The sequence below is a fragment of the Acidovorax sp. genome (assembly GCF_046339755.1).
GTDB lineage: Bacteria > Pseudomonadota > Gammaproteobacteria > Burkholderiales > Burkholderiaceae_C > Acidovorax.
The window spans coordinates 1-12778 of sequence record NZ_JBKDTZ010000195.1 but is presented as its reverse complement, the minus strand read 5'-3'; the positions used below and the strand labels follow the sequence as shown (position 1 = coordinate 12778).

At 69.4% G+C, this 12778-nt stretch carries 12 protein-coding genes; 4 read left to right on the top strand and 8 right to left on the bottom strand.

Features of this window, described 5'->3' with window-relative positions:
• Positions 1–367 (bottom strand): hotdog fold thioesterase (locus ACK59X_RS16070; protein WP_409958715.1); only part of this gene is annotated, 367 nt, incomplete at its 3' end.
• A 166-nt stretch (positions 368–533) separates the two neighbouring features.
• On the opposite strand from ACK59X_RS16070, the gene ACK59X_RS16065 reads away from it, so the two are divergent.
• On the top strand, positions 534–1277 hold the full coding sequence (locus ACK59X_RS16065) for a zf-TFIIB domain-containing protein (protein ID WP_409958713.1): 744 nt from the start codon (positions 534–536) through the stop codon (positions 1275–1277).
• Positions 1278–1436: 159 nt separating this feature from the next.
• Here the strand turns inward: ACK59X_RS16065 and ubiM are convergent, their stop codons facing one another.
• The 4 genes from ubiM to ACK59X_RS16045 form a co-directional block, all read right to left on the bottom strand.
• Complete coding sequence (gene ubiM, locus ACK59X_RS16060) at positions 1437–2705, bottom strand: 5-demethoxyubiquinol-8 5-hydroxylase UbiM (RefSeq protein ID WP_409958711.1); 1269 nt, start codon at positions 2703–2705, stop codon at positions 1437–1439.
• Between the two features lie 74 nt (positions 2706–2779).
• The gene (locus tag ACK59X_RS16055; protein ID WP_409958709.1) at positions 2780–3205 is read right to left on the bottom strand and encodes a hypothetical protein; all 426 of its coding nucleotides are present in this window, start codon (positions 3203–3205) and stop codon (positions 2780–2782) included.
• 214 nt (positions 3206–3419) lie between these two features.
• Positions 3420–4319: an alpha/beta fold hydrolase gene (locus ACK59X_RS16050; RefSeq protein WP_409958707.1), complete on the bottom strand. Its 900-nt coding sequence runs from the start codon at positions 4317–4319 to the stop codon at positions 3420–3422.
• 240 nt (positions 4320–4559) lie between these two features.
• Complete coding sequence (locus ACK59X_RS16045; RefSeq protein WP_409958705.1) at positions 4560–5165, bottom strand: TetR/AcrR family transcriptional regulator; 606 nt, start codon at positions 5163–5165, stop codon at positions 4560–4562.
• A 137-nt stretch (positions 5166–5302) separates the two neighbouring features.
• Here ACK59X_RS16045 and ACK59X_RS16040 point away from each other — a divergent pair, with 137 nt between their 5' ends.
• Together ACK59X_RS16040 and ACK59X_RS16035 are read left to right on the top strand one after the other, a co-directional pair.
• Entirely contained in the window at positions 5303–5542 is a 240-nt protein-coding gene (locus ACK59X_RS16040) for a DUF6139 family protein (protein WP_409958703.1), read from the top strand.
• A 119-nt stretch (positions 5543–5661) separates the two neighbouring features.
• Positions 5662–7728: an acetoacetate--CoA ligase gene (locus ACK59X_RS16035; protein WP_409958702.1), complete on the top strand. Its 2067-nt coding sequence runs from the start codon at positions 5662–5664 to the stop codon at positions 7726–7728.
• Between the two features lie 21 nt (positions 7729–7749).
• Here the strand turns inward: ACK59X_RS16035 and ACK59X_RS16030 are convergent, their stop codons facing one another.
• Both ACK59X_RS16030 and ACK59X_RS16025 read right to left on the bottom strand, forming a co-directional pair.
• A complete protein-coding gene (locus tag ACK59X_RS16030) occupies positions 7750–8763 on the bottom strand; it encodes a Bug family tripartite tricarboxylate transporter substrate binding protein (protein WP_409958700.1) in 1014 nt (337 codons plus the stop codon).
• Between the two features lie 47 nt (positions 8764–8810).
• Positions 8811–10766: an acyl-CoA synthetase gene (locus tag ACK59X_RS16025; RefSeq protein WP_409958698.1), complete on the bottom strand. Its 1956-nt coding sequence runs from the start codon at positions 10764–10766 to the stop codon at positions 8811–8813.
• 307 nt (positions 10767–11073) lie between these two features.
• On the opposite strand from ACK59X_RS16025, the gene pssA reads away from it, so the two are divergent.
• Positions 11074–11703, top strand: coding sequence for a CDP-diacylglycerol--serine O-phosphatidyltransferase (gene pssA / locus ACK59X_RS16020; protein WP_409958696.1), 630 nt, complete (start codon positions 11074–11076; stop codon positions 11701–11703).
• 196 nt (positions 11704–11899) lie between these two features.
• On the opposite strand, the gene ACK59X_RS16015 is transcribed toward pssA, so the two are convergent.
• Positions 11900–12778, bottom strand: an 879-nt coding sequence (locus ACK59X_RS16015) for a DMT family transporter (RefSeq protein WP_409958694.1), incomplete at its 5' end; no start/stop codon positions are given.

Genomic DNA, 12778 nt, shown 5'->3' with positions numbered 1-12778 from the left:
CGTTGACCATGTCGATCTGCCACACATGCGTGGTGCGGCCGATGTGCACCGGGCGCGCCGTGCCCGTGACCCAGCCGCTCTGGGTAGAGCGCAGGTGGTTGGCGTTGATGTCGAGGCCCACGGCGCGGTAGCCCTCGGGGCAGGCATGGGCGGCGCCCACCGAGCCCAGGGTCTCGGCCAGCACCACGCTCACGCCGCCGTGCAGCAGGCCATAGGGCTGGTGGGTGCGCTCGTCCACGGGCACGCGGCCGCGCACGAAGTCGTCACCGACCTCCAGGAACTCGATGCCCAGGTGCGGCACGGCCGTGCGCAGGCTGTGGTGGGTGAGCGATTCGACGGTGATGGGTTTCTTCCAGATGGCTGGCATCGTTCTTTTCTTTCTCGCAAGGGAGTGAACAGATCCCCCTTGGGGGTTGGCAATGAGCCTGCCATTGTGCTTCGGTTCATGAGCCCGGGCCCGCGGCTGCGTCGCCTGCGGGTCAGCGCGCCGGCGCGCTACCATGGCCGTACTCCCGCAGGCTTTCCATTCGTCCATGCAGCACCTTCCCTCCTGCCCCTCCTGCCGTCAGCCCATGGAGGAGCACCGCTTCGCCACCAACCTGGGCGGTGAACTGGCGCTCGACATCTGCTTTCCCTGCCAGGGCATCTGGTTCGACCGGCACGAGAACCTGAAGCTGGCGCCCGCGGCCGTGGTGGAGCTGTTCAGGCTGCTGCACGAGCACCGCACCGACGAGCGGCGCCCCCTGCAGAACCGCATGGCCTGCCCGCGCTGCGTGCGTCCGCTCGAGCACGGCTTCGACCTGGTGCGCAGCGGCCGCTACGTCCTGTACCTCTGCGCCTGCCAGCACGGCCGCGTCAGCACCTTTTCGTCCTTCATGGTGGAAAAGGGCTTCGTGCGCCACATGACGAAGCCGGAGGTGGCGGACCTCGCCAAGCGGGTCGGCGCCATCTACTGCACGAGCTGCGGCGCCCCCGTGGACATCCGCAAGGACCACGCCTGCCCCTACTGCCGCGCGGCGTTCTCGCTCATCGATCCGGAGGCCGTGAAGCGTGCGCTGGAAGGCTATGCGCAGGCCGGGCAGCGCGCCGCCCAGCTGCACCCGCCCCAGCGCACCGACCTGGCGGATGCATTGGTATCCCTGGAGCGCGACCGCACGCGCGCCGAGCGCGAACGGCAGAAGGAGCGCTTCAGCAGCACCCATGCGTCCGAAGCGAGCGTGACCGGCGATCTGCTGGTCGCCGGCGTGGCGCTGGTCTGGGGCATGCTGAGCTCTTAGTGTGCTATCCCGCAAGTAAGTGACCATGAAACCGCGCCTTTCACGCCAGGGCTGCGTTGCAAATCCTCGCGATAGCTGCAGCTATCACTGCGGTTTGCGCCTTGCCCTGGCGCGAAATCCATCGGTTTTACTTTGGTCACCTATTTGCGGGACAGCACACTAGTCCCAGGGGCGCAGCGTGCTCCGGTGGGCCCGTGAGGAAGCGCCCAGGGGCCCGGTGAGCTGCCCCACGATGGCCGCCCGCAGCGGTGGCAGGCGCCGTGCCAGCTGCAGCACGCCCTGGCGCAGCAGGCGTGGCACGGGCCGGGCGTCGGTATAGAGCCGCACGATGGCGTTCGTCCACTGGTACATCGGCCAGGCATGGCGGTGGTGCTCGCTGGCATAGCGGGCAAGTGCCGTGGCATGGCCCGGATCGTGCCCCTGGTGGCGGCCTGCGACCAGGGCTGCCACCAGGCGCTCCACCCCCGCCAGGCCCAGGTTGAAGCCATGGGCCGTTACCGGGTGCATGCCCACGGCGGCATCGCCCAGCAGCGCGCAGCGCGGGCCCGCAAAGCGCTGCGCGTACACGCCCACCAACGGGTAGGCATGGCGCTGGCCGTCCAGCGCCATGGGCCCCAGGCGCTGGCGGAACTGGTCCTGCACCTCGGCGGCAAAGGCCTCGGGCGGCAGGGCCAGCAAGGCAGAGGCATCGGCCGCCCCGGCGGTGACCACGACCGAGCAGACGCTCTGGCCGTCCGTGGCATCGGGCAGGGGCAGGATGGCCAGTGTGCGCTCGTAGCCAAAGCACTCATGGGCCGTGCCACCATGGGGCAAGGCATGGCGCATGCGGCAGACGATGACGGTGCGGCCGAAGTCCGTGATGTCCGCGCCAATGCCGAGCTGGCGGCGGGTGGCCGAAAAGCGGCTGTCGGCCGCCACCAGCAGGGGTGCTTGCAAATGCAGCCTCTGTACCGCAGCGCTGCCCTCGGCCGGGGCCAGCGTGCAGGTGAGTTCGGCGTGCTCGGCCGTGGCGGTCACCCTGCCCACCTGCGCGCCGGTGAGGATGCGCACGCCTGCCGTGCGGGCGGCCACGGCATGGGCCGTGCGCCGCAGCGCGTGGTTGGGCACGATGGCGCCCAGGGCCTGTGCGCCACCCGTGTGCAGCCGAAGCGGGCCGTGGTCGCCGAGTGGGCCATCGTGCACCTGGGCTTCGCGGATCTGCCCGCGCTCGTGCGGCTGCAGGCCGGCCCAGGTGCCCAGGCGCTGCAGTGTGGCCACGCTGGGGTGGGTGAGGGCGATCTCGCGCCCGTCCGGCGCTGGCTGGGCCAGGGCGATTTCGAGCTGCTGTTCCACCACGGTGGCGCTGAAGCCGGCTTGCGCCAGGGCGATGGCCAGCGACAGGCCGGCGGGGCCGGCGCCGACGATGAGAACGTCACTTCGGGAGGTCATGGCAACAGGCGGGTGGATGGGGCACCCGTCCATTGTGCTGCCCTGATGCCGGCAGGGGCTTTGCCCTGGGTCAATCAAGCCTTGCGGGACTTGGCGGAGGCCTTGGCCGGCTTTTTCTTCCTGGATGCGCCGGCCTTGCCGCCACCGCGCAGGTGCAGCACCCAGACCACGGCAAGCCACAGGTAGGCCAGCAGCACGGAGTACGCCGCCACGGCGGCAAGCGACAGCGGCGGCGCCGTGATGGAGCGCGGGTTGGCGATGGTGCGCAGCAACTGGCGCGTGCCGTCGCCCAGCACCGGTGTGCCCTGCAAGCCACCCGTGCGCGACATGCGCGCTGCCATGAAGAGCATGAATTCCATCAGCAGCGCACCGATGAGAAAGCAGGCCACCAGGGCCAGCAATTGCAAAAAGGCCGCCCGGTTGCCTTTGGCCAGGAAGAACAGGGCAGACAGCACGACCAGGGCGAGCAACGCCCAGACCAGAACGGGCCAGGCGGACATGAGCAGGGGCATCGGAAATTCTGGTCGACAGGGAATGAGCCTCCGATCATAGGCCTGCAATTCGGTTTTCATGGCGCTTCTCACAGCGCACGACGCATGGCACTGGCACGGCCAAGGCCAACGCCCCCGCGCAAGGGTCGCCCCGCCGCGAAGGCGGCGTATCCAGCACCTGCGCTGGGGGCGTCCCCTTTCAAGGGGGAGGGCGCGAAGCGACTCAGGGAGTGGGCCGTATGAAATCCGCCACGGCTTGCAGCACGGCTTCGTCCTGCAGCAATTTGCGGTGGCCCAGGCCATCGGTGGCGATGAGCTGGGCTCCGGCGATGTGGTCGCGGTAGGCCTCGCCATCGGCAAAGCGGTTGATGCGGTCGCCCCGGTCGTGCACCACCAGCGTGGGCAGCGCGATGCGCGGACCCACGGCCTGGGGTTCGAACTGGGGCATGAGAATGCCTTCGCGCGCCTCGATATGGCGCTCCATCGCGGCGCGCGTGGTCTCGGTCAGCCCGAACACCTGGGCGAACAGCCGCGTGTATTCGCGGGGAGACGCGGGCGGTGCCAACAGCACCAGCCGGGCGGCCGGCAGGCCCCGGTTTGCGGCATGGGCCGCGGCGTTGGCCGCCAGCGAGTGGGCCACGACAGCGGCCAGTGTGTCGCCGCGGGCCTGCAGGCGCGCCGTGGCGTATTCGAGGGCGCGGGCGAACTGCGGCAGATTGCTCACCCGCCCCCGGCTGCCGCCGTGTGCAGGCAGGTCCACCAGCACCGGGCGCATGCCGCGCGCGGCCAGCGCATCGGCCAGGGGCAGCATGTGCCTTGCATGACCGCCCCAGCCATGGGACAGCAGCACCACCGGGCCATCGGCGGGCAGGTCGCTGCGGGTGTAGAGCGTGATCTCGGCGTCCTCGAAGGGCCAGCGCTCGGCCTGCCAGCCCGCGGCGGGAAGGGCCTGGTGGCCGCGCTTGCGCAGGGGCAGGGGTGTACCGAAGAGGCGGTAGGCCGTGCGCACGGCGAGCCGCGGCCACAGGCGCTGGGCGGTGCCCAGTGCCAGGCGCACCAGGCGCATGCCGGCATGGGCGCCGTAGAAGTTCGAGGTGGCCTGGACGGCGGTGGACTGGCTCATGGTGGGGCTCCGAAAGCGATGGAAGGGGGAAGCGGGCGGCGGAAGGTCAGTAGAAGACCCAGTCGCGGTTGCTGCGCGGCAGCCGGGCCAGCGTCTGGCGCACGGCATGGAGGGTGCCTGCAAGGGCCGCGGCAGCGGCAATGCCAACAAGGATCAGCACGGTGTTTTCCTTTCTTCGCACGGTTGTGCGAAATTTGGGCGAACAAGAAGCAAGGGTTTCCATGGGGCGCACCCGGGGGTTCAGGCGGTCTGATAACTCTTGACGAGGCGCGCCCAGGACGCCTCGGTGCGGTGCACTGCCTGCGGATCGCGCAGGAAGCGGACGTCGTGCAACAGGCCCATCTGCAGGCCGTAGATCTCAGCGACCAGCTGGTCGGGTGGGGTGTCGCCAGGCAGGTGCCCGGCCTCGATGGCCTGCAGCACCGTGCGGCGCAGGGCCGCGCGCCAGCGCGTGATCTCGGTGTGCAGCAGGTCGCGCAGCTCGCCGGAGCGGTCGTCGAGTTCGAACGCCCCGGCGATGTAGATGCACCCGGTGAAGGCCTCGACGTCACGCGTGCGTGCGATCCAGCGGCGCACGATCTCGTTGAGCCGGGGCAGGCCCTTGGGCTGCTGCATGGCGGGCACGAACACCTGTGCCAGGAAGCTGCGGCCATATTCTTCGATCACCGCCTTCTGCAGCGCCTCGCGCGAACCGGCGCGCGAGAACACGCCGCTCTTGGACAGTCCCACGCGGTCGGCCACGGCCTGCAGGGTGATCGATTCCAGCCCGTCGGCCGCAGCCACGTCCAGCGCGGCGCCGATGATGGCGGCGCGCGTGAGCTCGGCTTTCTGGGTCTTGGCGTCCATGGTCGAAATTTAGCACAACTGTGCTAAAAAAAGCAGCCTGTTCCAGCATGGCCCTTCCGGCAGCGGGAGTTTTTCCTACGGCGTGTTCCCGGCATGGGCAGTAGAGTGGGCCTTTTGTAACCGCCAAAGGACCAACCATGCGCGTGGACATCTACCGTCGGGCCGAAGCTGAGGGCCGTTTCACCCACCTGGCCGTGCCGGAAGGAAAGCGAATTCCGGAGGAAGCGACCAACACGGACTGGGACACCGAGGTCAAAGGCCAGGACCTGGACGAAGATGCCGACCGCTGGGACCACTACGGAATCGTCAAGCCAGGCGCCCAGCTGCAGGAAAAGGGCTACGCCATCACCGGCCTGAACGAGCCCGAAGGCGGCTGATACCCCGGCCTGCGCGTGTTCACCCGCGCAGGCCGGGTCGAGGTTGGTGCCGGAGGCATGTCAATCCGGCGACGGCGCCTTGTGGCGGGCCTGCGCCAGCGCTGGTACGCTGCGTCGCCATGGAGACAACCAACAACACCCCCCCGTTCATTCCCCAGATCCGCCTGTACCAGGACTGGCTGCGTGACCAGCGCGGCCTGGCCTTCGACAGCTACGATGCGCTGTGGCGCTGGTCCACGACCGAGCTCGATGCCTTCTGGCACAGCGTCTGGGACTACTTCGAGATCGAGTCGCCCACCCCGCCCACGGTGGCGCTGGCCAGGAACACCATGCCGGGGGCCGAGTGGTTCCCGGGCGTGCAGCTCAACTACGCGCGCCAGGCGCTGCGCCATGTGCAGGCGGCCCATGGCGCCGGCCTGCCGGCCATCATCAGCCGCAACGAGAAGGGCCAGCACCGCGAGCTGGCCTGGCCCGAGCTGCGCCGCCAGGTCGCCTCGCTGGCGCTGCACCTGAAGACCCAGGGCGTGCAGCCCGGCGACCGCGTGGCCGCCTACCTGCCCAATATCCCCGAAGCCATGGTTGCCCTGCTGGCCACGGTGAGCATCGGCGCCGTGTGGAGCATCTGCGCACCCGACATGGGCACGAACGCCGTGCTCGACCGCTTCCGCCAGATCGAGCCCAAGGTGCTGATCGGCGTCGACGGCATCACCTACGGCGGGCGCGACCACGACCGCACGGGCGTGCTCAGCGAGCTGCGGGCCGCGCTGCCCAGCGTGCAGCACGCCATCCTGGTGCCCAACCTCGCTGCGGATGCGGCACTGGCCGGCTGGTCCGACTGGGCTGCCGATGTGGCCGCCAGCGGCCCCGCGGTCAATGCCTTCGAGCCCGAGTGGATGCCCTTCGACCACCCGCTGTGGATCGTCTACTCCAGCGGCACCACCGGCCTGCCCAAGCCCATCGTGCACGGCCATGGCGGCATGGTGCTGGTGGCGCTGCAGCTCAAGGTGCTGCACAACGACATCGGCTGCAGCTACGAGGCCAACAGCTTCGGCGAGCGCTACCACTGGTACAGCTCCACCGGCTGGGTGATGTGGAACGCCCAGGCCAGCGGCCTGCTCTCGGGCACCACCTGCGTCATCTACGACGGCAACCCGGGCGGCAGCAAGGACCGGCCCGACTGGGGCACGCTGTGGCGCTTTGCGGCCGAGACGGGCGTCACCTTCTTCGGCGCCGGTGCGGCCTTCTTCGCCAACTGCATGAAGTCGGGGCTGGACCTGGCGGCCTGCGGCGACCTCTCGCGCGTGCGCGCCCTGGGCACCACCGGCTCGCCGCTCTCGCCCGAGGTGCAGGCCTGGGGCACGGCGCAGTTCCAGCGCATCGGCACGCCCGACATCTGGTGGAACAACATCTCGGGCGGCACCGATTTCTGCGGCGCCTTCATCGGCGGCCACCGCGAAATGCCCCAGGTGCCCGGCGAGATGCAATGCCGCATGCTGGGCGCGGCCGTGGAATCCTGGAACGCGCAGGGCCAGCCCGTGCAGGACGAGGTGGGCGAACTGGTCTGCGTGCAGCCCATCCCCTCCATGCCGCTGTACCTGTGGAACGACGCGAACGGCGAGCGCTACCTGTCGAGCTATTTCGACATGTACCCGCCGGGCCATGGCCGCCGCCCCGGCGGCGGCGACACCGGGCCCGAGGCCGGCGCCGTCTGGCGCCATGGCGACTGGCTCAAGATCGATGGCACCAGCGGTGGCTGCACCATCTACGGCCGCTCGGACGCCACCATCAACCGCCACGGCCTGCGCATGGGCACCAGCGAGATCTACAGCGCCGTGGAGGCTCTGCCCGAGGTGCTCGACAGCATGGTCGTCGACCTCGAATACCTGGGACGCGACAGCTACATGCCGCTGTTCGTGGTGCTGCGCGAAGGCACGGTGCTCGACGAGGCCATGCGCTACAAGCTCAATGGCGCCGTGCGCACCGCGCTGAGTCCGCGCTTCGTGCCCGACGACATCTTCCAGGTACCCGAAATCCCGCGCACCCTGAGCGGCAAGAAGCAGGAACTGCCCATCAAGAAACTCCTGCTGGGCCAGCCCATCGACAAGGTCGTCAACAAGGACGCGATGGCCAACCCGGGCTGCCTGGACTGGTATGTGGCGTTTGCGAACCAACGGGGCGCCACGTAAAAACCGGCGCGGCCCAGGGTGTCAGTCAAGCTTTGCGCCGGACTGCTTGATGAGACGCTCCCACACGGGCCGCTCCTTCATGTACGCGGCCTTGAACTCGGCCGGTGAGGAGTTGGTGCGGGCCTCGAAGCCCATGCCCGCGATGCGCTGCGCCACGTCGGGCAGTTGCACGGCCTTGCGCACCTCGGCGGCCAGGCGCTCCAGGATGGCCGGGGGCGTGCCCGCCGGCGCGGCGAAGGCCAGCCAGCCCGCCACGCGGTAGGCCTCGTCGGCCATGCCCTGCTCGGCCAGCGTGGGCACGTTGGGCAGGATGCCCATGCGCCGCTCGCCGGTGACGCCCAGGGCCTTGAGCTTGCCGGCGTCGATGTGCGGCTTGGCGACCAGGGCACTGGCGTAGGCCATCTGGATCTGGCCGCCAATCAGGTCCTGCACCATGGGCGCCTCGCCGCGGTAGGCCACATGGCTCATGTCGGCGTTCTGCGTGAGGCTCATGTAGGCGCCCGCCAGGTGCGGGTAGGCCCCCGTGCCGTAGGAACCATAGGCCACCTTGCCCTTGTTGGCGGCGGCGTACTTGAGCAGTTCGGGGCCGGTGGCCACGGGCACGCTGGGGTGGGCCACCAGCACCAGCGGGGCGATGGCGATCTGGTAGACCAGGGCTAGGTCGCGCTGCGGGTCATAGGGCAGCTTCTCGTAAAGGAACTGGTTGGTCAGCAGCGAATTGCTCAGGCCCAGCACGATGGTGTAGCCATCGGGTGCGGCCTTGGCCACCGCATCCGTGCCGATGATGCCGGCCGCACCGGGTTTGTTGTCGATCACCAGGGGCTGGCCCAGGCCGGCCGCCATCTTCTCGGCCAGCACGCGGGCCAGCACGTCGGTGGCGCCGCCCGGTGCAAAGGGCACGATCACCTTGATCGGTTTGGTGGGGTAGTTGGCCGGTTGCTGGGCCAGTGCGCCGGTGCCGGCAAGGGTGGCGATGGTGGCCAGCGCGGTGGCGCTGAGCCAGATGCGGCGTGGCAGGGTCTGGATAGTTCGCATGGTGGTTTGTCTCCTGGAATCGTTGTGGTTTCTATGGTTGAAAAGGCTCAAGCGGCGGGCGGTGGCCCGGCACCGATGTGCACCTGGATGGGCAGGGGCTCAAGCACCTGGCGCAGACGCTCGCCGAGGGCCGGCGGCGCACCGGCATCGAGGGTGACGCGCACTGCGCTTTCCCCCTGGGCCTGCACGGCGGGGCGGGCGGTCAGGCCCAGGTCGGCGCACACGCCATCCACCAGCGCCTGCACGCTCTGGCAGGCGGCCTGCAGGCGCAGGGTGGGCTTGTAGATCTTGCCCACGTTGGTCACGGGCATAGTCTCCAGCACCGTGAGGCTGCGCGGCCGCGCCACGGCCTCGTCCACACCAGCGCAGGCGAAGGCCAGCAGCTCGGCCTCGCTGGCCTGCGCGCCGGGCACCAGGGTGGCAAAGACCACTGGCAATTCGCCCGCATAGGCGTCGGGCGCGCCCACGGCGGCGCACAGTTGCACGGCGGGGTGGGCGCCCAGGGCATCCTCGATCACTTTGGGGTCGATGTTGTGGCCGCTGCGGATGATCAGGTCCTTGGAGCGCCCGCTCAAGTGCAGCCGGCCCTCGCCATCGATGAAGCCCAGGTCGCCCGTGGCCAGCCAGCCATCGGCCGTGAAGGCCCGTGCCGTGTCGGCGGGATCGAGAAAACCCGAGAACAGGTTGGGCGACTGGAACAGCACCATGCCCGGCTGGCCGGGCGGCATCTCCTGGTCCGAGGCATTGCTGTGCGCGTCCAGCGCCACGATGCGCAGCCGTGTGTAGGGCAGGCGCCAGCCCACGCAGCCTGCGGGCGCGTTCACGCCCGGCGGTGTGACGCTGGAGATGCCGGCCATCTCGGTCATGCCCAGGCTTTCGTGCACATGCAGGCCGAACAGGCGCTCGAAGCGCGCCGCCAGCTCGGGCGCGAGGATGGCGGCGCCGGTGCGGCAGTAGCGCAGGGTGGAGATGTCGGCCCCATCCAGCGGCACGTTGGCCAGCGCGGCCAGCACCGTGGGCACTGCCGACAGGTAGGTGCAGCGGTAGCGCTCGGCCAGGCGCCAGTAGTTGGCGAGCACCTGGCGGTTGCGAAACAGCCCGGTGGTCGGGATGATGGTCTCCACCCCGGCCGACAGTGCGGCCAGGGCACCGGGCAGCACGCCCGCCACGTGGAACAGCGGGTAGCCGTTGATGCCCGCGTCCTCGGGGCGTATGCCCTGCATTTGCACGCAAGCCCAGGCCGTGAAGACCTGGGCGCCATGGCTGTGCCGCGCGATCTTGGGCGCGCCCGTGGTGCCGCCGGTGTGGAAATAGGCCGCGATGTCGCTGGGCGCGATGCGCCGGCCGCTCACCAGCCGGTCATCGGGCTGGGCGCTGCGGCTGGCAAAGAAGTCGATCACCCCATCCGGCAGCGGGCCGGTGGCGCCCGGCGCCTCGCCATGCGGGGCCACGCGCAGCACGGTGCGCAGGGTCGGCACCTGGCTGCGCAGGCCCATGGCCTTGGTCCAGAAGCCCGAGTCGCCGTCCTCGCCGTAGGCGATCAGCACCTTGGCACGGGCCAGGGTCATCATGGAGGCGAGCTTTTCGGGCGTGAGCAGCGGGTTGAGCGGCTGCACGATGGCGGCTGCCTCGCCGCCCCACAGGGCCAGGTGGTATTCCAGGCAGCCGGGCAGCAGCACGGCCACCGCGTCCTGCGGCCCCACGCCCAGCGTGTGCAGCAGGTTGGCCGTCTGGTGGATACCGGCCAGCAACTGCGCATACGACCAGCGCACGGGCGCATCCGCCGGGTCGGCAGTGGGCAGAAAGCTCAGCGCCGTCTTGTCGCCAAAGGCATGGGCCGAATTGCGGAAGATCTCGTAGGTGCTCTGCACCGTCAGCGCCTGGGCCAGCGGGACGGCCTCCAGGCGCTCCACGTCCTGCAGGCTGTGTACAGGGAATGCCGGGGCAAAGGGGGCGGAAAGGGGTGGGCGCGGGTCCACGGTTCCGGCGGGCATCGCCGTCATGCGCGGGCTCCCAGGTCCGTGGCGGCAAGGGTGGGGCAGGGCGGCTGTGCGCTCCGGGCAATGTGCATGGTTTTGTCTCCTGGCAAATCGGCTCCATCCTGAAGGAACAGGCGGGCGGACCATTGTTGGTGCGCGATGATTTTTTGACAATTGCTCAAAACCATGGACACACTGTTCAAGAATATTGACAGTGGATGGACACCCCTGCAAGGGGCGCGCGGGAAATGTGCCTACAGGGGCTGCCGCCCGCCGCCGCCCATAATGTGGCGTCACCACTTCCCCCTGGCGCGACCGGAGCACTCCTGACATGACCACCCCCCAAACCCATCCCAAGCGCTTTTCGATGATCCGCGAGTTCCACCTGGCCGACTGGTTCACGCTGGGCAATGCGGTGTGCGGCGTGGGCGCGCTGTTCTCGGCCATGACCTACCTGGGCACGCGCGAGGTGCTGCACATCTACTTCGCGGCCGCCCTGGTGCTGGCCGCGCTGGTCTTCGACGTGCTGGACGGCCGCATCGCACGCTGGCGCCAGAAAAGCTCGGCCATGGGGCGCGAGCTCGATTCGCTGGCCGACGTGATCTCGTTCGGCGTGGCGCCCGCCATCATCGCCTACGGCTGCGGCATGCAGGGCCTGTACGACCGCGTGGTGCTGGCCTACTTCGTGGCCTGCGGCGTCTCGCGCCTGGCGCGCTACAACGTCACGGCCGAAACGCTCTCGGGCGACGACGGCAAGGTCCGCTACTTCGAGGGCACGCCCATCCCCACCTCCATCGTGCTCGTGGGCCTGCTGGCCCTGGCCGCCTACATGGGCGCGCTGGGTGAGAACCTGTGGTTCGGCAAGGTGCTGATCGGCGGGTTCACCTTGCACCCGCTGGTGCTGCTGTTTGCCGCCTCCGGCTCCCTCATGATCAGCCGCATCCGTATTCCTAAATTCTGAGCATCCCCCTGAGTCGCTTCGCGCCTTCACCCCTTCTCTCGAATGACTGCGTCATTCGGGAAGGGGGACGCAGCCAGTGCACGCAAGCGAAGCGCCGCATCCGCAGCGGGCGGCCCTTGCACGGCCGCCCTGGCTTGGGACAGCGCGATTTCTGATGCCGTGCCTTGGATGTCTGTATCGAGTCGTCGTGTGATCCTCAAGCGGCTGCCGGCTTGCGATTGACCAGCACAATCCCCACCGCCACCAGCCCCAGGGCCACCACCAGCCCGGGCGTCACGGGCTCGCCCAGCCACAGGGCGCCGAACAGCAGGGCGAAGACCGGGGTCAGGAACACGAACACCGAGATGCGCGTGGCCGGGTAGTGGGCCAGCATCCACATCCAGGCCAGGTAGCTCACGAAGGCGCCGACCAGGGCCTGCACCAGCAGGGAGCCCCAGGCAAAGGCGCTGAACTGCCAGCCCCAGGTCTCGCCCAGCGCCAGGGACAGGAAGGGCAGCACGGCGGCGCTCACGCCCACCTGGTAGAACAGCTGCTTCGCAGGCGCCACGCGCGCCAGCGCCGTGGTGCGTATCACCACCGTGGTCAGTGCCCACATCACGCCCGATGCCACGCCCAGCAGGTCGCCCAGCCAGGCCAGGGGCATGGCGGCGTTGGCCGGGCCGACCATGCCATCGCCCAGGGCCAGCCCCACGCCCACGAAGGCGGCTGCCAGGCCCAGCCACTGCCAGCCGCGCAGCCGTTCGCTCGGTATGAAGCGCGGCAGCAGCAGGGCCACCCAGAACGGCGCCCCATACAGGAACACCGTGAGCCGCGAGGCACTGGTGTACTGCAGGCCCAGGTAGATGCAGGCGAATTCGCCCGCGAACAGGGCACCCGCCAGCAGGCCGCCGCGCAGCGCGCCCGCGGGTTCGCCGCGGCTGGACAAGGGCACACCGCGCCACAGGCACCAGGCGGCGATGGCCAGGGCGGCCAGCACGAAGCGCACGGAGGCCTGGAACTCAGGTGCCACCTCGGCCACCGTGGCCTTGAACCGCACCTGCGGGACGCCCCAGAACCTGAAGCAGGCGCGCAACAG